This window comes from Bacteroides sp. AF34-31BH (genome assembly GCF_003602795.1).
GTDB classification, from domain to species: domain Bacteria; phylum Bacteroidota; class Bacteroidia; order Bacteroidales; family Bacteroidaceae; genus Bacteroides; species Bacteroides uniformis.
The window spans coordinates 554114-574882 of the sequence record NZ_QTLV01000001.1; the positions used below are offsets into that span (position 1 = coordinate 554114).

At 44.3% G+C, this 20769-nt stretch carries 22 protein-coding genes and 1 tRNA gene; 13 read left to right on the plus strand and 10 right to left on the minus strand.

What is annotated here, in order from left to right:
• The first annotated feature begins 61 nt into the window (after nucleotides 1-61).
• Entirely contained in the window at nucleotides 62-817 is a 756-nt protein-coding gene (locus DWZ67_RS02450) for an HAD family hydrolase (RefSeq protein ID WP_008664065.1), read from the plus strand.
• A 55-nt stretch (nucleotides 818-872) separates the two neighbouring features.
• Here DWZ67_RS02450 and DWZ67_RS02455 read toward each other — a convergent pair whose 3' ends face one another.
• Nucleotides 873-1499 (minus strand): hypothetical protein, encoded by a 627-nt coding sequence (locus DWZ67_RS02455; protein ID WP_016273017.1) that lies wholly within the window; start codon nucleotides 1497-1499, stop codon nucleotides 873-875.
• A 202-nt stretch (nucleotides 1500-1701) separates the two neighbouring features.
• Between DWZ67_RS02455 and DWZ67_RS02465 the strand changes: the two genes are divergently transcribed.
• Nucleotides 1702-2139 carry a PepSY-like domain-containing protein gene (locus tag DWZ67_RS02465; protein ID WP_005833165.1) on the plus strand — a complete coding sequence of 146 codons (438 nt, stop codon included), beginning with the start codon at nucleotides 1702-1704 and terminating at the stop codon, nucleotides 2137-2139.
• Between the two features lie 421 nt (nucleotides 2140-2560).
• On the opposite strand, the gene DWZ67_RS02470 is transcribed toward DWZ67_RS02465, so the two are convergent.
• From DWZ67_RS02470 to DWZ67_RS02490, 5 genes are all read right to left on the minus strand, one after another.
• Nucleotides 2561-3442 carry an alpha/beta hydrolase gene (locus tag DWZ67_RS02470; protein ID WP_117958956.1) on the minus strand — a complete coding sequence of 294 codons (882 nt, stop codon included), beginning with the start codon at nucleotides 3440-3442 and terminating at the stop codon, nucleotides 2561-2563.
• 108 nt (nucleotides 3443-3550) lie between these two features.
• Nucleotides 3551-4381, minus strand: coding sequence for a MerR family transcriptional regulator (locus tag DWZ67_RS02475; protein ID WP_005833169.1), 831 nt, complete (start codon nucleotides 4379-4381; stop codon nucleotides 3551-3553).
• 90 nt (nucleotides 4382-4471) lie between these two features.
• On the minus strand, nucleotides 4472-4945 hold the full coding sequence (locus tag DWZ67_RS02480) for a hypothetical protein (RefSeq protein ID WP_005833171.1): 474 nt from the start codon (nucleotides 4943-4945) through the stop codon (nucleotides 4472-4474).
• Between the two features lie 6 nt (nucleotides 4946-4951).
• Nucleotides 4952-5503 (minus strand): peptide-methionine (S)-S-oxide reductase MsrA, encoded by a 552-nt coding sequence (gene msrA, locus DWZ67_RS02485; RefSeq protein ID WP_225982599.1) that lies wholly within the window; start codon nucleotides 5501-5503, stop codon nucleotides 4952-4954.
• A gap of 211 nt (nucleotides 5504-5714) precedes the next feature.
• Nucleotides 5715-5787 (minus strand) — tRNA-Arg (locus DWZ67_RS02490).
• Nucleotides 5788-5999: 212 nt separating this feature from the next.
• On the opposite strand from DWZ67_RS02490, the gene asnA reads away from it, so the two are divergent.
• Nucleotides 6000-7037, plus strand: coding sequence for an aspartate--ammonia ligase (gene asnA, locus DWZ67_RS02495; protein ID WP_008664075.1), 1038 nt, complete (start codon nucleotides 6000-6002; stop codon nucleotides 7035-7037).
• Between the two features lie 104 nt (nucleotides 7038-7141).
• Nucleotides 7142-7804 carry a uracil-DNA glycosylase gene (ung, locus tag DWZ67_RS02500; protein WP_005827240.1) on the plus strand — a complete coding sequence of 221 codons (663 nt, stop codon included), beginning with the start codon at nucleotides 7142-7144 and terminating at the stop codon, nucleotides 7802-7804.
• A 3-nt stretch (nucleotides 7805-7807) separates the two neighbouring features.
• Here the strand turns inward: ung and DWZ67_RS02505 are convergent, their stop codons facing one another.
• From DWZ67_RS02505 to DWZ67_RS02515, 3 genes are all read right to left on the minus strand, one after another.
• Complete coding sequence (locus tag DWZ67_RS02505) at nucleotides 7808-10585, minus strand: putative LPS assembly protein LptD (protein ID WP_087331656.1); 2778 nt, start codon at nucleotides 10583-10585, stop codon at nucleotides 7808-7810.
• A 79-nt stretch (nucleotides 10586-10664) separates the two neighbouring features.
• On the minus strand, nucleotides 10665-11201 hold the full coding sequence (locus tag DWZ67_RS02510; RefSeq protein ID WP_005827246.1) for an HD domain-containing protein: 537 nt from the start codon (nucleotides 11199-11201) through the stop codon (nucleotides 10665-10667).
• A gap of 27 nt (nucleotides 11202-11228) precedes the next feature.
• Nucleotides 11229-12962 (minus strand): ArnT family glycosyltransferase, encoded by a 1734-nt coding sequence (locus DWZ67_RS02515; protein ID WP_120138081.1) that lies wholly within the window; start codon nucleotides 12960-12962, stop codon nucleotides 11229-11231.
• 187 nt (nucleotides 12963-13149) lie between these two features.
• On the opposite strand from DWZ67_RS02515, the gene DWZ67_RS02520 reads away from it, so the two are divergent.
• The 7 genes from DWZ67_RS02520 to DWZ67_RS02550 all read left to right on the plus strand — a co-directional run bounded on the left by DWZ67_RS02520 (nucleotide 13150) and on the right by DWZ67_RS02550 (nucleotide 17346).
• The gene (locus DWZ67_RS02520; RefSeq protein WP_005833184.1) at nucleotides 13150-13527 is read left to right on the plus strand and encodes a GtrA family protein; all 378 of its coding nucleotides are present in this window, start codon (nucleotides 13150-13152) and stop codon (nucleotides 13525-13527) included.
• Between the two features lie 51 nt (nucleotides 13528-13578).
• On the plus strand, nucleotides 13579-14550 hold the full coding sequence (locus DWZ67_RS02525) for a glycosyltransferase family 2 protein (protein WP_022401421.1): 972 nt from the start codon (nucleotides 13579-13581) through the stop codon (nucleotides 14548-14550).
• 380 nt (nucleotides 14551-14930) lie between these two features.
• Nucleotides 14931-15218, plus strand: coding sequence for a hypothetical protein (locus DWZ67_RS02530; RefSeq protein ID WP_044467809.1), 288 nt, complete (start codon nucleotides 14931-14933; stop codon nucleotides 15216-15218).
• Between the two features lie 256 nt (nucleotides 15219-15474).
• Nucleotides 15475-15957 (plus strand): GNAT family N-acetyltransferase, encoded by a 483-nt coding sequence (locus DWZ67_RS02535; protein WP_087331997.1) that lies wholly within the window; start codon nucleotides 15475-15477, stop codon nucleotides 15955-15957.
• Complete coding sequence (locus DWZ67_RS02540) at nucleotides 15954-16313, plus strand: DUF3795 domain-containing protein (RefSeq protein WP_087331652.1); 360 nt, start codon at nucleotides 15954-15956, stop codon at nucleotides 16311-16313. The genes DWZ67_RS02535 and DWZ67_RS02540 overlap by 4 nt, the downstream gene beginning before the upstream one ends.
• A 31-nt stretch (nucleotides 16314-16344) precedes the next feature.
• Nucleotides 16345-16926, plus strand: coding sequence for a Crp/Fnr family transcriptional regulator (locus DWZ67_RS02545; protein ID WP_016273024.1), 582 nt, complete (start codon nucleotides 16345-16347; stop codon nucleotides 16924-16926).
• Between the two features lie 144 nt (nucleotides 16927-17070).
• Complete coding sequence (locus DWZ67_RS02550; RefSeq protein WP_229078164.1) at nucleotides 17071-17346, plus strand: hypothetical protein; 276 nt, start codon at nucleotides 17071-17073, stop codon at nucleotides 17344-17346.
• A 12-nt stretch (nucleotides 17347-17358) separates the two neighbouring features.
• Here DWZ67_RS02550 and DWZ67_RS02555 read toward each other — a convergent pair whose 3' ends face one another.
• Nucleotides 17359-18312 (minus strand): transporter, encoded by a 954-nt coding sequence (locus DWZ67_RS02555; protein WP_009037935.1) that lies wholly within the window; start codon nucleotides 18310-18312, stop codon nucleotides 17359-17361.
• 200 nt (nucleotides 18313-18512) lie between these two features.
• Between DWZ67_RS02555 and DWZ67_RS02560 the strand changes: the two genes are divergently transcribed.
• A complete protein-coding gene (locus DWZ67_RS02560; protein ID WP_120138082.1) occupies nucleotides 18513-19748 on the plus strand; it encodes an N-acetylmuramoyl-L-alanine amidase in 1236 nt (411 codons plus the stop codon).
• 13 nt (nucleotides 19749-19761) lie between these two features.
• On the plus strand, nucleotides 19762-20655 hold the full coding sequence (locus DWZ67_RS02565) for an MlaD family protein (RefSeq protein ID WP_005827282.1): 894 nt from the start codon (nucleotides 19762-19764) through the stop codon (nucleotides 20653-20655).
• Nucleotides 20656-20769: the final 114 nt, after the last annotated feature.

The window sequence follows — 20769 nt, forward strand, 5'->3', positions numbered from 1 at the left end:
GATTCTCAACTCTCTATTTATCTACCCCGCATTTTTAAATTCTCAATCCCCAATCTACCAAGTGTTCGAAAACTCTATCGCCCGTTATCTGGAAAAGCACGGGCACCCCTACATCCAACTGAAAGCCGTTCTTTTTGACATGGACGGTGTGTTATTCAACTCCATGCCCTACCATGCCGATGCCTGGCATAAAGTAATGGAACGTCATGGCCTGCACTTGAGCCGTGAAGAGGCATACATGCACGAGGGACGTACCGGAGCCTCCACCATCAACATCGTTTATCAACGCCAGTATGGCAAGGATGCCACTCCCGAGATGATAGAAAGCATCTATGCAGAGAAAAGCGCCGAATTCAGTACCCACCCGGAACCGGAACGTATGCCGGGTGCTTGGGAAGTGCTGCAAAAGGTAAAAGCGGCAGGACTTATTCCGGTACTTGTCACCGGTTCGGGCCAACACTCCCTGCTGAACCGCCTTGCCCACAACTTCCCTGGTATGTTTCAGCGCGACCACATGGTGACCGCCTTTGATGTGAAATACGGAAAGCCTCATCCTGAGCCTTATCTAATGGGACTGGAAAAAGCCGGAGTACAAGCCAACGAAGCTATAGTTGTAGAAAATGCACCTATCGGAGTACAAGCCGGAACAGCAGCCGGCATATTCACTGTGGCAGTCAATACCGGTCCGCTGGACAGGCAGGTATTACTGGATGCCGGAGCAGATTTATTGTTTCCGTCCATGCAGGCGCTTTGTGACGACTGGGAAAGGTTGCAAACCGCATTAGATGCCAGTAATAGCCTTCGCCACAAAGATTGACGGCGACCCAAACAATATAACAGTTGATTGGAGCTTATATAACCAAGTAATACCATTACTTGATATACAGAAGGCATCTATTGTCTTTCTTCTTAAAACGCTCCAATCTACTCATTTTCTCCTTCTCGGTTTCTTTAATAGGGAACGTTATCCTACGAGTATCTTTATCATAATCGTACAATTCTCTGGCAGGAACTACATAAACAGATTCCGGACCGTCACCACACCATCCAAAGCCAAAAACATAAAACAAGTTTTTTATCGGACGGTTCAACAGATTAGAGTTCATATACCTTTCGTACTTTTCAATGTCTTTTATATCGAGATAAAAACCTATCTTACTTCGCCATTTACATTCTACAGCTATAATATCTCCAACTTCATGAATGGTACTCGTAGTGGTAACACACTCCATCAACAAATCCGGAGATGATGAAGACAGAGGTCTATAACCCTCAATGTATTTATCACCTCTCCAATCTAAAAGCCGCCAAAATATTTTCTTGTCACAGAGGTCCGGATAACCTTCTTTACTAATATTAGAGTTCTTCACAACCCATTCCTCAAATCTATCTCCCAAATATTTACTTTTCTTCCTTTCTTTAAAATATTGAAAGGTATCCATAAACCGATATTGGAAAACACCTACAAAATCATCGATAAACTGATTTAATATTTTCATAGCCATAATAGTCTATTGTGTCTTTAAATAATATTCATTGCAAACAAAAATTCATAGGTGAAGAGCCGCAACACCCATTTTCAAAAATAGATTTTTTTTCATTTCCAAAAATAGAGTTTTTTTCCCAATTCTTTCCAGATTTCCTTCCCATCTTTGCAATACAGAAAACAAATAAAGTATTAATTATTAAAAATAGAAAAGTATGAAAAAGTTAGTTATGATGTTGGTTTGTATGTTTGCAGTGCACACAATGGTAATGGCAGATAATGATAAGCCGATAGAGGTGAGCCAGTTGCCGGCGAAGGCGCAGACATTTATCAAGACTTATTTTAAAGACCATAAGGTGGCAATGGCTAAATTGGAGTCGGGAATGTTTTATAAAAGCTATGATGTGGTGTTCACGAATGGGGAGAAGGTAGAATTTGATAAATCGGGAGAATGGAAGGAGGTACGATGCAGACAAAGTGAAGTTCCTGCACAGATTGTACCGGAAGCGATACGTAACTATGTAAAGACCAATTATCCGGATGCAAGAATTCTTCAGATTGAGTACGATGACAATGAGTATGAGATAAAGTTGTCTAATCGTTGGGAAATTACATTTGACTCTAAAATGAGGGTGATTGACATTGACGATTGATGACAAGAAAGATTTAGAATATGTAGATTATAAAGTTAAGTATCAAGAAGCTGAAAACAGTTGCTTGGAGAGGGTTTCTCCAGGCAACTGTTTTTTTATGCACTTCCGTACGGTAGCAGGGCATATGGTGCTGCGCTCATTGTACAACAGTAGTTGTACTACTATTCCAATTGCCCGGAGTCAACGAAGCCCCGGCTGCACTTTTGCAGTTTTTTAATCAGTGTGTCCGGAGAAGGACACTCAACCTTCTCCGGAGCTGAAAATACTGATTTATAAGGAAACGGCGCTTCTCGGCGCTTCCTGCCGGAAGGCGACTCAGGCTATGACGCTTTTAGGATTTTGGCAGACCTCACCATGGTATAGGTAGTCCCCTTAGTACAATGGCGCATATCATTCAGCTTACTGAAAAATAGATTTTTTTTCAGAGAGGTTCGTTCGGCAGAGAAATTCCAACCGCAGAACGGAAGAACAACGTTTTCAGTCCGTCATAAAATCCCGGAAGAGCAACCGTTCCATGCGTCTCTTCCGGGAACTTTTTTGATACCACCCGCAAATGCCGCTTCTCCATACGAGGAACTGCACTCCCTATAAAATCATCTGTCAGGGGAAAGTGGATCAGCTTCCTATCAAGACGCGGCTGAGTGGCAAACGCAACATACAGTTGCTTTCCTGAAAAGTCAACCTTATCCACCTGCCGTTCTACCTGTTTCTGAAAATATCCTTTATCCCACCATAAACTGGGGTCTATGGCGATGTATGTATCAAATGCACCGGGATAATTCAGCAAAACATGCAGCGTGAACAACCCGGCATAAGAATGTCCGGCCAACAAGTGTTGTCCATTCACCGGCAAGTCTTGTTCCACTGCGGGGCGTAGCTCCTCCGTCAGAAAACGGCAAAATTGTCCTGCCCCACCCCCTTCCGGTTTATCGCCCGGACGGACAGTTCCGTCACGCCGGGCAGCGGAACAGGTTGGCGTAAAGTCTCTGGTTCTGTTTGTATTCAGGACAGCCACAACGATACAGGGCGGTAAGGAAGAAACTTTGGAGGTGGAAAACAAGCGAGTAAAACCTACCACCGAATGAAAAAAAGAATCACCGTCCAGCAAATAAAGAACCGGATAACTTTCCTCTTTTTCACCCGGGCGGGTTGCAGGTACATACACCCAATATTCTCTAGCCTCATTCAAGACATGCGAAAACAAAGTGTGGCGAGTCCCGATAGAAATAGCTTCTTGCGCTCTCAGCGGAAAACCGAGCCAAGTGACAACTACCAATATGAACAGAATATGCAGGCTTCTCATTTCAATTCTTTTTTCAGTCTGCAAAGTTCGCAGAAAATAAGTTGACTACCTATCCCTATTTTTAGGTATTCTCACGGTTGAAAGCTTTCCGCAGAAATCAAAGGCTGATTAAGAAAGTTTGATGGGCAACTGAATTTCCGTCATCCATTCATCCACCGTTTCTTTGTTCCAAATGCCGTCAATATGGCAAAACCGGGCACGGTCAATGACCTCGTATCCATTTGTCTCGGCATACGCAAAAAGCTCGGCGAAAGTTTCGGGCATATGCTCATAAGCACCGTAATGGTTGACACAGAGCGCAACCGGCACTTCCGGAAGTTCCTTGAATTTAATCAGTTCCGAATCTTCCTTGCGTTCAGCCACCGCTTCAAAAAACTCGATATCAATATCAACCCCATATTCCTCATTATATTCCACCGTGAAACAATATTCCGGGGCAGGACATTCACAACCCAAACGGTACATTTCAGGCCCGATAATATTCGGACAAAGATTGAACAGCTCCTGATAAGAGTCTATTTTACGGCGATGGGTAGCAAAAATTCTTGAAGGGAGGGATTTCTTAAACACTTTTTCCATAACATTCTCTTGTTTATGGAGTAAATTTTCCAATTTGGCAAGTTCGGTCTGCCGCCATATCAAGTGTTCAATCTCGTTTTTGCAACGTTCTATTTTAACCTTCAACAATTCAGCATCCGGAAATTCCTTGCCATCGGCAAACAACTCGGATATCTCTTCGAGGCTGAACCCTAATTGCTTGAGGTAAACAATACGGCTCATACACCGGAGCTGGCTGATGTCGTAATAGCGATACCCCGTCCACTCATCCACTTCAACGGGTATCATCAATCCTATCTCTTCATAATGACGAAGCGTCTTAACGGTCACCTGGCAAAGTTTGGAAAACTCTCCGATTTTAAACTTCATTTTATTCTTCATAAACTCATGCGCATTTTGTTTATGATGCAAAGATAGGTCCTGCCCTTAGGGACGAGTCAAGAGATTGCTTCAAAAAAAACACATATTTCACTATTCACAACGGCAATAGGTGTTTGCACCGCACGTACAATGGGGTAACAACTGCCCACTCAGTTCATCGCGGTAAAATTCATACAGCCGCCGGTACATGGTTTCATAGAGTGCGGCAATTTGTTGCTCCTGCTCACTTTCATTTTGAAAACGATTTTTAAAGGGGTCTTCAAAATTAAAATGCACCTGCTGCTTGGCATCCAGAGTGATAAATTTCAGTTCTTCTCCGGCTTCTTTACATAGGGTAATCACGTAGTCCCACGACCGGTGCGTATAGGTCCCGACACCAGACGGTTTCTTGCGAGACACGCTGAAACCATTCTGTTCCATCACATTGCACACGGCATCGGGAACGCAGTTCCCCTCCATAATTCCTGCCGTAGAGATATTCATTCCCCTGCCAAATGCATGCAGGAGTTCCTGCGCGATACGGCTGCGGCACGTATCTTCATTACTTATTAACAGTATATCCATTGTCCGTTACTTTTCCAGGTTTAAATACTCGCCATCTCCTTCTTTCTTCATCTTCGCTTTACGTGCCAGGTCGAACAAGGTGGGGTTAATGTGGCAATATCCACCAGGATTTTTGTCCAGATAGTCTTGATGATAATCTTCGGCGAGATAGAAGTTCTTCAAAGGCTCTATCTCTACAACCAACGGACGGGAGTAGTTGGCAGCCAGCCGGTCAACGGTTTCACGAATAACAGGCAGGTCGGCGGTATCCGTATAATAGATACCCGTGCGATACTGTGTACCTCTATCCCCCCCTTGCTTATTGAGGCTGGTAGGGTCAATCGTTTTGAAATAAAGGTCGATAAGGAAAGGCAAGTCCACCTCATCGGGATCATACTGTACTTTTACGGTTTCGGCAAAGTCCGTGGTACCGGTACATACCTGCTGATAGGTAGGATTGGCTATATTTCCATTGGCATATCCCACCTGGGTAGCCTCCACACCTTCTATTTGTTTCAGGAAATGTTCGGTACCCCAAAAACATCCTCCTGCCAGATAAATCTCTTTCATTGGTTTCATGTCTGTTCTCCTTTCTGACCGTCCTTCCGGCTTACCGGCATAGGACAGACAAGTCATTAACATTGCAAAAATAAATATTATTTGTTTCATACCTCTAACTCTATGGAAATTATAACAAGAAAGAGAACCGTATGGTTGACTTTTCTGGATGTATTGTATAAAAAGAAACTCCCTTTGCAAAATATTCATGCAAAGGGAGTTCCTTTCTTTGTGACCCCGGTGCGATTCAAACGCACGACCTTCAGAACCGGAATCTGACGCTCTATTCACTAAGCTACGGAGCCAAATGTGGATGCAAAAGTATAAAAAAATTAGCAGATTCCTAACATTCAAACGCTTTTTATATCAAACCGAGGAATATTTTTATTATTACTTTGAGAAGACTAACCGCAATTACACAAACATTTTGTTCTTTTTTCCCACAAAACAGAAGCAAGTATCAATATTATTCCTATCTTTGCCGAGCAATTTAATAGAAGTTATACTGAATAAATTTATGAGCTACCTGATAACACCTGAAGGTTACAAACCTTTATTGGACCTAAAACAGACTGAATTAGGGATTAAACAAATTAAAGAGTTCTTCCAATTGAACCTCTCTTCCGAACTGCGCCTGCGACGTGTGACAGCTCCACTGTTCGTATTGAAAGGAATGGGTATCAATGACGACCTCAATGGAGTGGAACGTGCCGTAACTTTCCCTATCAAAGATTTGGGCGACGCCAAAGCTGAAGTGGTGCACTCCCTCGCCAAATGGAAACGCCTCACGCTTGCCGAATACCATATCGAACCGGGATATGGCATCTACACAGACATGAATGCCATCCGTGCCGATGAAGAACTGGGCAATCTGCATTCCCTTTATGTAGACCAGTGGGACTGGGAACGCGTCATTACTGCCGAAGACCGCAATGTGGAATTCCTCAAGGAGATAGTAACCCGTATCTATGCAGCTATGGTGCGCACAGAATATATGGTATATGAGATGTATCCGCAAATCAAGCCTTGCCTGCCCCAGAAACTTCACTTTATCCATGCCGAAGAATTGCGCCAACTGTATCCGGACTTGGAACCCAAATGCCGCGAACATGCCATTTGCAAGAAATACGGTGCAGTGTTCATCATCGGTATCGGATGCAAGCTGAGCGACGGCAAGAAGCACGACGGACGCGCCCCGGACTACGACGACTATACCAGCAAAGGGCTGAACGACCTCCCCGGACTGAACGGTGACCTCCTGCTATGGGACCACATCCTGCAACGCAGCATCGAACTTTCCTCCATGGGTATCCGCGTAGACAAGGAAGCCCTGCTTCGCCAGCTCAAAGAGGAAGGCGAAGAGGAACGCCTGGAACTTTACTTCCACAAACGCTTGATGAATGATACACTGCCGCTTTCCATCGGTGGCGGTATAGGGCAGTCCCGCCTCTGTATGTTCTATCTGCGCAAGGCGCATATCGGTGAGATACAAGCCAGTATCTGGCCGGAAGATATGCGCAAAGAGTGCAAGGAACACAATATACACCTGATTTGATATACATTTATCCCGTCATATAATATAAAGTTCACCCCCTCAAAAGGTTGGACTTTATTTTTTATTTTGTACTTTAGCATCCGAAACTACTAACAGATCCAATTATGAATGTTCAAATAGAAGAAAGCTGGAAAGCACATCTGCAACCTGAATTTGAGAAAGATTATTTCCGTACATTGACTGATTTTGTACGGGACGAATATGGGAAATATGCAATATATCCTCCGGGAAAGCTGATATTCAATGCATTCAACCTATGCCCTTTTGACAAAGTAAAAGTCGTGATAATCGGTCAAGACCCCTATCATGGTCCGGGACAAGCACACGGACTTTGTTTCTCCGTAAATGACGGTGTTCCTTTCCCTCCTTCCTTACTTAATATTTTCAAGGAAATAAAAAATGACATTGGCACTGATGCCCCCACTACCGGCAATCTGACACGCTGGGCAGAGCAAGGCATATTGCTGCTCAATGCTACCCTCACCGTACGTGCACACCAAGCCGGTTCTCACCAAAACCGAGGTTGGGAAACATTTACAGATGCGGCTATCCGCATTCTCGCCGAAGAAAAAGAGCATCTTGTATTTATTCTTTGGGGAGCCTACGCCCAACGTAAAGGGGCATTCATCGACCGTAGCCGACATCTGGTACTTACCTCGGCACATCCATCTCCCCTATCCGCTTATAACGGCTTCTTCGGGAACAAGCATTTCAGCAAAACAAACGAGTATTTGCGGGAACATGGAGAGACGGAAATAATTTGGTAAACATCAATACCACTGAATATTACTCTGAGTCTGGCTTCTCTGTTCCCATTTCAAGTCTTGCAGGATACTTGCATTGGCACGGATGGTAAAGTTATAGTATTTCCAGCGTCCGAAAGGTGATATGGCAGCCGTCATGCTGAAACAGTGCAGGTCACGTGTGATGTTGAAAGCGGTCTGCGTTATCTCCTTCGCATTGAAGTCATAACCGGAGTTGAAGCTGATAGCCCATTTGTTGGTAAGCTTGACGTTACCGTTTATATTAAGGGAGTTCAGGCTGAATTTGTACGGATAACGCATGTTCTTACGATTAATGGGCTTACTGGTGTCTTCCGTTATATTGAAACCGGTACTGAAGTTGATGGACCAAGGCATTTTGAATACTTGATAGCCGTCAGCATCGGCAGCAGCCTTTTCCTTCTTCTTCTTCGGAGTGCCGTCCTCGGTGGTTTCGCCCTCCATGTCACTGTCTCCCTCCGTCGAGGCATTCTGGTCTTGGTCCTGCTCCTCGTCATCCTTCTGACCGGTGAAGAAGTTCCTTATTTTCTTCCACGAATCATTGTTCACGGTCCAACTGAACGACGTACCATATCCCGACCAACGACCGAAACGGCCATACGACCATTCCGTACGGTTACCGGGCACCACCCTTCCGTTCTCATCAAACTCGTAAGCATAAGTGGCAAAGGTAGAGCTCATACTCAACGTATAACTCTTGCTCAACTTCAGACGGAGATTAAAGCTCAAGTCACTCCAAGGACGCACCTGGGCAGCCGTGTTGTAACTGATACCCATACTCAAATCGTCAATCAGGCTCACCTTGCGGATAGAGTCATTCTTATCCTTGAACTTCATTTCAAGGTTATTGGAGATATTGAAACTGATAAGCCCCTGCTTTCCTCCACTTGGCGGACTGAACACCTGACCGGCATAATAGGAATACTGCACGGTATCGCGAATGCCGTTCTGGTCTTTTATATAAGAGTCATAATAGCCAAAACGGGACGAAGTGAAATCGGGTGCAGCGCTGAAACTGATGGAGGGAGTGATGACGTGACGTATCTGTATCTCCTTCTTCTTCATAAACAATGGCTTGTACATACCATAAACTTTGGTATTGATACCCAGACTGGCACTGTAGTCGTATACACGGTGAAAACCGTAGGTCGTATCATTCACCTCCTTGCCTTGCTCATCGTCCCAGTCCTTCTTCACCTTGCGGGTGTACCAACGCTCCGTATAGTTTACGGTAGGCGTCACATTGAAGTACTTGAACAAAGTAAACGTGGCACTTACCGGAATCTCATGCTGCATACCGTTCTCCCAATCGCGTATCAGGTTCTTCTTGAACAACAGATTGTCCTTCGTCTTGATACTGTTCTTCACACGGCCAGTATAGCGAACGGAAATCTTCTCATACCACTTTTCATCTCCCACTGCATGTTTGCGCTTGAAAGGGAAAATGGTACTCAAGGAAATGGTCATGTCCGGTAAAGTCACCGCGATAGAGGAGTCGCGCATGGTCTGGGCAATATTACCTGAAGCGGAGATGCTCAGATGCTGGTCGGGAAAGTTACGCGAATAGCTGACACTGGAAGTCTTGGTATTCTGCGACATTGCCTGGGAGTTGTACATATTGCCGATATTGGTACGCTCATAACTACTGGTAGCAAAGTTTACACTGGCAGAAAAGGTAGAATTCGGACTCGCTTTCGGGTCCTGCCGGTGAGACCACACCACCTTGAAGTCTTTGGCAACCGAGTAGTCGGGCAAGCCTTTGTCACCGGTCTTGGTCACCTGATAGCTTGCCTGCAGCAAACCGGAATATTTGTAACGCTTCACATAGTTCGACTCCATATTCAGCGCCCAAGAACCTTTCGTGAAGATATCCGCCCGCAGCTTCAAGTCCATTTGGTCACTGATGGCGAAGTAATATCCACCGTCCGTCAGACCGAAGCCACGATTGGAGTCATCCATATAGGTAGGCATCAGAAAACCGGACTGGTAACTGCTAGAAAACGGGAAAAAGAAAAATGGAACGGCAAGCGGAAGCGGCACATCCTCTACTACCAGATAGGCAGGTCCCGTCACCACGTTCTTTTTCGGACGTACCTTGGCATAAGTCATCTGCATATAAAAATGGGGGTGGTCATGATGGTCACAAGTCGTGTAACGACCGCTCCTCATATAGAGTTCATCATTATTCCCTTTCTTGGCATTATTACCGGTCACGTATCCCTCGCCCTGCTGGCTGACAACATTGCTGATAAGACCTCTTTTACTCTTGAAGTTATAACGGATAGTATCGGTTTCGTAGGAGGTGTCCCCGTCTTTGAAGACCGGTCTTCCCTTGGCTGTTCCTACAGAATCGACCACGCCACGGGCAAAAACCGTACTGTTGTCCATATCCATAGAGATGACATCAGCCTCCAGGTCAGCACCCGGATAACTCACCTTTCCCTGGCCGTAAAGATGGGCAAAGCCACTCTGCGTAAATACAATGGAGTCATTGGCTTCGTAGGCTACGGGAGCATCCAATGCATCCTTCTTGGGAGGCGCAGCCGCTACCGTATCTTGTTGCAACGAATCGGCAGGAAGCCCCTTTCCCCCTTGCAGGGAGTCTCCCATCTGCAAACTATCCCCTACCTGCAACGTGTCTGTCCGCTGAATATTCGGAGGCGCGACCTTCGCTCTACGGCGCTGAGAAGCAGCCCCACCGGAGAGAAGAAGCAAGACGAATAGTAGTATGAATGATATGAATGTATTTGCTTTCAATGGCGTCATTAACTAATAGTTTACGCTTGGAGGGGCAAAAGTACATAATTTATACGGATAATCTCCCTTTTTAAAGAAATTTAGATTGCTACAAGAACTGTTCGCACCAATTATCAAAGCGCCGTACCCCTTCTTCACCATAACGTTCCAAACTTTTACGGGCTTTTTCTACACTTTTCTCCTTTTCCAAATGAGTTTTTGAATAAAACTTATCGGCAAAACAGATAGCTTGTTCTTCCAAGCTGACCGGAACCATTTCACGATGCGGTACGGGCAAATCCTGCGCAATGATTCCCTCCAATGAAAGTCCGGCACCCGTATGGCGTTCACAAACCAAAGCATGGCGGGGATAGCCTTCGCCGCGTATCAGGTCGGCTCCCAAATAACCGTGACAGATATAAGGCTTGTCGCCAAAACAATGGATACCTGCTGCATCTGTAAGAAAAATGCCTATATCGTGCAGCATGGCAGCCTCGTACAGAAAATCCTTATCCAATGAAAGTTCCGGATGGCGGTCGGCAATCCATAACGACTTGTCGGCTACGGAACGGCTGTGCGTCAACAGTATATGCCGCAACTCATTCTCTTCCGGATAATATTTGTTAATGATATCTATCGGATTCATTTTAAGTTATGAGTTATGAGTTATAAATTATGGGTTATGAATGTCAATCGCCCTAAATTTATACATGCAGATTTCATTACGCATATCACAACTGCGTCTGTCTGTACGGAATATCTTTTCCAGATGATACGTCTGTTCCAGCTCTCCCAACATATTCTCCTCCTCCTTTACGGGAACCAACAAATAGCCCTCCTCGCTGGACGGACGTTCCTTTTCAATGTGCCGCATGCGGTCTTTCAGATAGAAGTTAACACCATAGAAACTCATTTTCGAGTAAGAATAGACCACACCTTCCGGAACATACGTATTGACCCTTTCAGCCAAATGTTTATCTGATTTCACAGCCAGCACCGTGGGCTGATAAACCGAATCCAATGATACGAAAAGGCAGAGCATACATCCTGCTATGCCATATAATAATGACCGGCTATCCGCACGCTTTATCACCATGCGTAATGTGCAGACAGCGGCTACTACGGGAAGCGCTACCAGGAGCCACTTGGGAACAGACAAAGCCACATCCTCCAACGCATGCATAAAGGCTACATTCTCAGCGGCATGGCGTCCGCTTCCAAAAACGCTGTCGGGAACCAGGCCGAGACGAACTACGACAAAAACAAGCGTAAGCAACAAGCCCAAAGAAGCAAAGATGATTGCACAAATCCTGAAAACTCGTGCCCCCTTTTGTACCAAAGCCAACAGATACTCAGCTATCAGCACTGCCATAAACGGATAGATGGGAAGCAGATAAACGCTCCGCTTACTCTTGGGGATGCAGTAGAAGACAAAGATTATCAGAATGACCAGCCACGTGAACAATTGTACCGGAGACTGGTTGCGGAAAGCAGTCCAGCCCTTCTTCAACCGCAACAGCAGGGTCTCCCCTTCCGGCAGACAACGCATGTTTTTCCACTTCAAGCCAAACAAGGAAATTACCAGAACCAACGTCCAGGGAATCCATCCCCAAATCAAAGTCAGGAAATTATACCATATAGGATTTTCATGGGACTCGTAGGACATTTTGCCCATAAACCGCCCGGTATTCTCCTCCAGAACCAAATCGAGGAACGGTTGTCCACCTAGTCTGTAAGCTACGTATACCCAAGCTAAATAAGGAACAAAAGAAAGCAAGCCGATACCTACCAACGAGAAAAACGCTTTCCAGAAAGAACGTCCGCGCAACAACTGATACACACCGATACACGCGCAAGGGAATATGGAGCCTACCGGCCCTTTGGTCAACGTGGCACATCCCATCAGCAACACCGCAAGCCAGGGCACTCCGCGGCATCCCTTCTCATCCCAGCGGAACAGCAGACAAAGGGAAATAACGATAAAGGCAACCTGAACCATATCGACCCGACAAGCGACAGCCGCCCGATGCACCTCGAAAGAAGACAAAAGAAGAATAGAGGCCAGAAACGCCGTTTGAACGTTTTTACGTTTTGCCACAAAGGCAAAGAACACCAACTGCATGGCTAAAAAAGCCAATGCAGACGGGAAACGGGCGGAAAACTCCGTCACCTCTCCAAAAAGGGAAGAGACGGCGGCTATTGACCAGTAGAAGAAAGGGGGTTTATAAGCAATATCAGTACCATAGTTCACCGGAAGTATCCAGTTTCCACTTTCCAGCATAGAAAGGGCAACAATCGCCTCCCGCGGTTCCCCCTTGGAATAAAAAATGGTTTCTCCCAGAAAGGGAACAACCACAAGCACACTCAGCAGCGCAATAAACCAGAACGCCTTCTTTCTGTCCGACATACCTTATTTGTTTTTTATGTTTTCTGGACGCAAAGATAGCGCAAACCGAAAGCAGATGCAAATTTATTTGCAATTTGCTGAGATGCAGCTTAATTTCGCAAAGCAAAATTACAAATAATTCTGAAACAATGCCTAACTTTGCCGCCCCAATGATAATGGCAACAGAGAGTAGATATTTAATGTTAAGATGAAGCGGCTGAAACAACTACCGGAATTTGTACGCTTCGTAATGGTGGGCATCTTTGCGACAGCTCTGCACTACGGATTGTATTTTGTATTACAACGGGTTATCAATGTAAACATAGCCTATACACTGGGATATGCTCTCAGCTTCATCGCCAATTTCTATCTGACTGCTTACTTTACCTTCGGCCGGAAGCCCTCATGGAGAAAAGCCTTCGGATTTGGAGGGGCACACTTATGCAGCTATCTGCTACACATGGGGTTGCTGAACCTCTCTCTCTGGATGGGCATCCCCAAACCTCTGGCCCCCATTCCGGTTTTCGCCATCGCCATTCCGGTCAACTTCTTACTCGTACGTTTCGTTTTCAAAAGAAAAGAGTGATAATTTGTTTTTCTCCCGATTTCTTACGAATATTGCAAAAAGATTTGTTCTATGATGGAAAACTCTCCCATACTCGCCGTTGTCGTACCTTGCTACAAAGAAGAGGCAGTGCTGCATGAAACCCATAAACGATTGAGCCAATTATTCGACCGGCTGATACAAGCCCGGCAAATTTCCCCGGAAAGCTATATATTATATGTAAACGACGGAAGCACCGACCAGACATGGGCTATCATCAAAGAACTGCACCAAAATACGGCCTATGCCTGCGGACTGAACCTGGCAGGAAACGTAGGACACCAGAATGCCCTGCTGGCAGGACTCAATGCAGTAAAAGAGCGTTGCGAGATAGCCATCTCCATTGATGCAGACTTGCAAGATGACATCCAGGTGATTCCGGACATGATAAACAGCTATAAAGCGGGCAATGACATCGTTTATGGCGTACGTAAAGAACGGAAGACCGACACTTTCTTCAAACGCAACACCGCTTTGGTCTTTTATCGGCTGATGAAGGCAATGGGGGTAAAATCCGTCTACAACCATGCCGACTACCGCCTGATGAGCCAGCGGGCTATACAACACCTATGCCGCTTCCGCGAGCGCAACCTTTTTCTTCGGGGGCTGGTTCCCCTCATCGGCTACCAGACGGACAGCGTGTACTACAATCGTGACAAGCGTTTTGCCGGAGAATCAAAGTATCCTTTCCGGAAGATGCTTAATTTTGCCATCGACGGTATCACTTCCTTTTCCGTCAAACCGGTCCGTATGATTTTTTGGATAGGCTGCATCTTTATTCTTGTGGCACTATGTGTCACCGGATGGACACTTCACTCTTACACACAGCATAACGCCGTCCCCGGATGGTCATCACTGATGATTTCCGTCTGGCTGGTAGGAGGTGTGATACTTGTGTCGCTGGGGATTGTAGGCGAATACATCGGTAAAATATACATTGAGGTGAAGGACCGACCGCGCTACAATGAAGAAGAACTGCTGATGCCGTCCGGCAAAACAGAATAAAAGAAGCCCATCATCATTCTACACAAAAGTTTTAAAAAGGAAAAACACTTGTCACGCTATCACACTATAATAAAGGTATAGGGAACAGTGTGTGTCTTTCTTGCCGACAAGTTGGCAAGATTTTGCCACCCTATTGGCAAGACTTTGCCACCGCGTTGGCAAAACTTTGCCATAGGCATGGCAAAAGTTTGCCAAAAGCATGGCAATGGGTTGGCAAAATTACTCTCTGGCAGACAATGAGTTAACATAACTATCAAAATAGTATCGTCACATCAGTTTATATCAAAAAATACAAAATCGCTTGCGAAAGCGACATAAATGCCGTATCTTAGTACACGTGCAAGTAAACCATTTTGCTTACACATGATAAAAATCTGCTTATGGGAACATTAGGCTGCATCAATGACATGCTACAAAGGGATAAAGAGAACCGTGCTCTCCGCAAGTTGAGCAGAGGACGGATGCGGGAACACTACAAATACCTTGTAGACAGAAAAGGTCCTGAGAGAGCCGATGTAACCATTGAGGAAATAGAAAAAATCCGAAGAAATACTACTGAAAAGGAATTATCAGATAAAGAACATCTATTCAGGGCAAAGACGATTCTTGCAGCATGTGCTTTAGTCTTGCTTTTATTGGGAGTACTTTGTTATAAATTGTTCTTATAAGCAGGTCTGAAACCGATTGGCAAGAAATCTACCCGGTTAAATTCATCAGCCATTGGCTGGCGATTGAAAGCAGATTCCCATGCTTCATAAAAAATTCGCATACTTTTTATATTCGAAGCAGAGAATCAACAACTTGGTTTCCTAAACCAATAAATTAGAAATGAAAAGATTATCTTTGCAAACACAATAAATACATTGAAAGACTTTCTGTTAAAACATGGAACATCTAAAAGCATATATTTTAGCACTTAAAAACATGAATACAGATTTTACAATTAGAATTGCCCAACAGTCTGATGCCCTTGAACTTATGAGTTTGTTTCAAGAGACAGTCCTCCATATAAACAAGCGTGACTATTCAGAAGCAGAAGTGGCAGATTGGGCATCGTGTGGAAACGACCTCTCCCACATAAAAGACATGATTAAGACACATTATTTTATTGTGGCAACCAATCAACAGTCACAGATTGTCGGCTTTTCATCCATTACCCACCAAGGATATCTGCATTCTATGTTTGTTCATAAAGATTTTCAAGGTAAAGGCATTGCTACCATACTTCTAAATGAGATAGAACGGTATGCAACCGCAACAGGAATCATGCGAATTACATCAGAAGTAAGCCTGACAGCCCGTCCATTCTTTGAGAAAAGAGGCTATATAGTAGAAGTGGAACAGAAACGCAAAGCCAACCAACTTTATCTCACCAATTTTTGGATGGCGAAAAGGCTGGCTGAATGAAATCGTATAACGGACGTATTCCTGCTTGTGGTGTCTTTTGTGGTGGTTGTCCCATATACACAAGAGAAAAAAGTCCCTGCAAAGGAGCAGAACAGAATGGTTCTCGCTGTGAAAAATGTAAAACATTCCATTTATGTTGCTTGGAAAAAGGAATAACACATTGTTTCCAATGTTCTGATTTCCCATGTACTAAATTCAAAAGATTTACCAAACGTTGGCTAAAATACGGACAAAACTTCATTGAAAACCAAAAGCTTTTAAAAAACGTAGGTGAAGTTAAATTTTTAAAGTATTATAATAAGAGAATCCACAACCAACTTACCAACAATGACAGAAAATCAGGAATAAAACAATAATTTTGTACCTTTCGAAAAACATGTGTTGTAAATGACAGATTTTAATTCATACATGGGCAATATAGACACTGACTTTTTTAGGGAACTGTGTTTAAGAAACGGAGAACTACGGTATTATAAAAGAAATGAGTTTATCCTCCGAGAGGGAGAAGTCGGTTCTTTCTTCGGATTTATTGTATCCGGTGTAATCAAATATACCTGCATCAACCAAACTGAAAACAAAACATATAATGTAGGTTTTTCTTTTGCCAATGAATTTATCTCTGATTATCCCAATTGTTTATATAACATAAAATCTGAATTGAATATACAAGCAATAACCCCATGTAGAATCTACATCTGTTCTTCCGAATTACTTCTACAAGAATTTGAAGAGAACAAAGAAAATCAACGAATAGCCCGTATTGCAGCCGAACAATTATTTTTTCAGTCGTATTCACGTTACTTGGATTTGTTCAGATTTACATCGGAAGAACGCTATCTCCAACTTCTTAAAAAATGTCCAGAAATCCTACAAATGGTACCCCTAAAAGAAATTGCGTCTTACTTGAAAATAACCCCTATTCACATGAGCCGCATCAGACACAAACAGAGCTTTGACAGCAAAGAATAAACATAGGTTTAGAAATTCAACCATTTAACAATATTCCAAGACAATATTGATTCTGTCAGGAAGTTCTCTTTTATCTTTGCCCTATCCTTTGGCTGATTCAGCGAAAAGCAAGAATGAAAGGAGTTAAAACATAGAGTCCTATATATGAGAACAAGAAAAGTATTTAGAATGCCACTTGATAAAATTCTTTGTTTATCAGCCAATGCTATATTAACCATTATTGCACTATGGAGTATTGCATCAGTCTTTTTCGAAAACGTCACAATTGATTCTATAATAGCCCGTTTCAGCGTGGCTTCTGCCTGCATGGCCAACCTATTTTCAAAACATCGCCTTATCCGGATAATATTCCTCATTATGGCATTTGTACTGATAATTGTTGCAACCGCCCTCTATGTCCATAAAGCAAATAAGATGTAAAATACTCAGCAGTTATTCCGTCTCATTTTTCCTTTTCTTCCACAGCTGATAACTATTGATTATATTCTGCCACAGCACATACGATCCCGGACCGACGGAAGATAACGGATTAAGATAAGTATATGCCATCCAGATGGCAAGCACCGTATTCTTTTGCCCCAGCGCCTGCCCTCCACTGATGCGCTCACCATAATGACCGCCGATTCTCTTTCCCAAATAGAATTGTATACAGCAGGTTATCAGTCCCGCCAGGGCTATCAGCAGTTCAACAAATACCGGTGCATCACTATTGACCAATGAACGTACCGTCTGCCCTGAGACAATGGCAAGAGCTACCGCCCACAAATAGAAGGCTGCATCATGGAAACCCAACAGAAAATGATGCACCTTCGGCACAAACGCACGCAGAAACCATGCCAGCAAGAAAGGACAAAGCAGCAATGGAAAGACTTTACTCAGAATTTTCAGGAATGCAACAAAAAAAGTAATGTCAGCATGAGGCTCCACCAACGGGAAAACCAAAGGAACAGCCACAGCCGCCAGAAGATTGGACAACAACGTATAGGTCGTCAGGCTGGATGCGCTTCCACCCAGTTTACCGGTAATGACAGCCGCAGCGGTTGCAGTAGGACAAATGAGACAGACCATTGCACCTTCAAACACTTCCCGGTAGACCTCCTCCATAGGGCAACACACCAACAATACCGCAACAATCAAGCAAGAAACCGTCTGGAACAGCAGTAACCATCCATGCCACGATTTGGGTTTCAGTTCATGCACCTCCACCTTACAGAAAGTGAGCAGAAGTTGGGAAAAAATCAAAAGTGGAGTCAGGAAAGCCACTAACACATTCACATAAGGTTTGGCAGGCGCCACAAAAGGAATGTCTGCAAAAAAGAAATATCCCAAAGTACCGGCAAGCATTGCCAAAGGCAACGTCCAGTTCTTTATAAAACGAACCAGCATACTTGATTTGCTATTTTAATTATCTGCCGCAAAGTTACGCATATTATCAATACATTGAGCCACTAATTACTCAAACACAGACATTAATTACACTAAAAATGAGAAGAAGAACAATAAAACTGAACATAATCCATTAGTTTTCTATAAATTTCCACTACATTTGCCAAGCGAAAAGGAAGCATTGTCTTTGCTACAATTATATGAAACTATACAGACGATACATATTATATATAAGTATATGCTTAGGGCTGCTTATCTCCCCCTTTTGCAGTAGCAGCGCTGAAGCGAAAGACTTTGTTGTCGTTATAGACCCCGGACACGGTGGACACGACCCGGGTGCAGTGGGAAAAATTTCCAAAGAGAAGAATATCAACCTGAATGTAGCACTCAAACTTGGCAAACAAATCAAGAAGAACTGCCCTGATGTAAAAGTTATCTATACGCGGGACCGGGACATATTCATCCCCCTGGACCGGCGCGCTGAAATTGCCAATAACGCCAAAGCTGATTTGTTCATCTCCATACATACCAATGCCCTGGCCAAAAACCGGACGGCCAAAGGAGCCTCCACCTGGACACTGGGTCTGGCAAAATCGGATGCCAATCTGGAAGTAGCCAAGCGCGAAAATGCCGTTATCCTCTACGAAAGCGACTACAAGACGCGGTATGCCGGCTTCAATCCCAACTCGGCAGAGTCCTACATCATCTTCGAATTCATGCAAGACAAATACATGTCACAGAGTGTGCACCTCGCCTCCCTCGTACAAAAGCATTTCCGCCAAACCTGCAAACGTACAGATCGGGGCGTGCACCAGGCAGGTTTTCTGGTATTGAAGGCCAGTGCCATGCCAAGCATACTGGTGGAACTCGGATTCATCTCCACACCGGAAGAGGAACGGTACCTGAACACTGAAGCAGGAACCACCTCACTTGCCAACGGTATCTTCCGCGCTTTCCTCACCTATAAGCGCGAGCAGGAAATCCGGTTGAACGGAAGCAGCAATACCATTCTTCCGGAGGATGTACCCGAGCCCGTTCAAGAAGAAGGCAACGCAGCTACAGCGACACCGGAAAAGAAAAATGCACCTCAAGCGGAGAGTAACCAAGCTGCCCAACGCCCGCAAAGGTCAGAAAATGCAGCCGTTTCCCAAACAGAACAGAGCGGCATCGTGTTTAAGATACAGATACTCACTTCTTCACGTCCTCTGGCCAAGAATGACAAAAGACTGAAAGGACTGAAAGACGTGGATTATTATAAAGAAGGCGGAATCTACAAATATACGTACGGCGCATCACCCGATTACAACAAGGTGCTGCGCAGCAAACGTAGCATTACGGACAAATTCAAGGACGCATTCATCATTGCGTTCAAGAATGGAGAAAAGATAAACGTCAACACAGCCATCAGCGAATTTAAAAAGAACAGAAATAAATAACAAAAGATACATCATGAAGTATATTACAAAAGAAGTTAGAATAGGAATAGCAGGCATAGCTGCACTTTGCATATTGGTATACGGCATCAACTACCTGAAAGGGATAAATATGTTCAAGCCCTCCAGCTATTTCTACGTAAAATTCCAGAATGTCAATGGACTGACAAAATCCAGCCCGGTCTTTGCCGACGGCTTCCGCGTGGGTATTGTCCGCGACTTGTACTACGACTATACCCAACCGGGCAAAGTCGTTGCCGAAATAGATGTTGACCCAGAGCTACGCATTCCCAAAGGAAGTACGGCAGAACTGGCAGCCGAAATGCTTGGCGGCGTAAAGATGAACCTGCTGCTTGCCAATAATCCACGGGAGAAATACCAGATTGGAGACACAATCCCCGGCGTGCTGAACAACGGAATGATGGAAAAAGTTGCCACCATGATGCCGCAAGTAGAGAAGATGCTGCCCAAGCTGGATTCCATCCTCGCATCCTTAAATGTCATACTAGCCGACCCCGCCATCCCTGCAACCTTGCATAACGTACAAGATTTAACAGCAAGTATGGCCGTCACAAGCCGCCAATTGCAAACTCTAATGAAGGATGATATTCCACAACTGACCGGCAAGCTCAATACCATTGGAGACAACTTTGCACTCATTTCCAACAACTTAAAGGAGATAGATTATGCTGCCGCCATGCAAAAGGTAGACGCAACTTTGAACAATGTAAAAATGATTACAGACAAATTGAACCAGAAAGACAATACCGTCGGACTTTTGCTAAACGACCCTTCTCTATATAATAATCTGAACGCCACCACTGCCAACGCAGCAAGTTTATTGGAAGACTTGAAATCGCATCCGAAACGATACGTCCATTTCTCCCTATTCGGCAAGAAAGATAAGTAAAAGATGGACGTTATATAGATTTTGTCTAAATAATAAGTCTATAAAGGAATTAAAAGGAAAGCCCTCATTTGCTCTATACAAGGAGCGAAAAAGGGCTTTTTCCTGCTCTGGGCA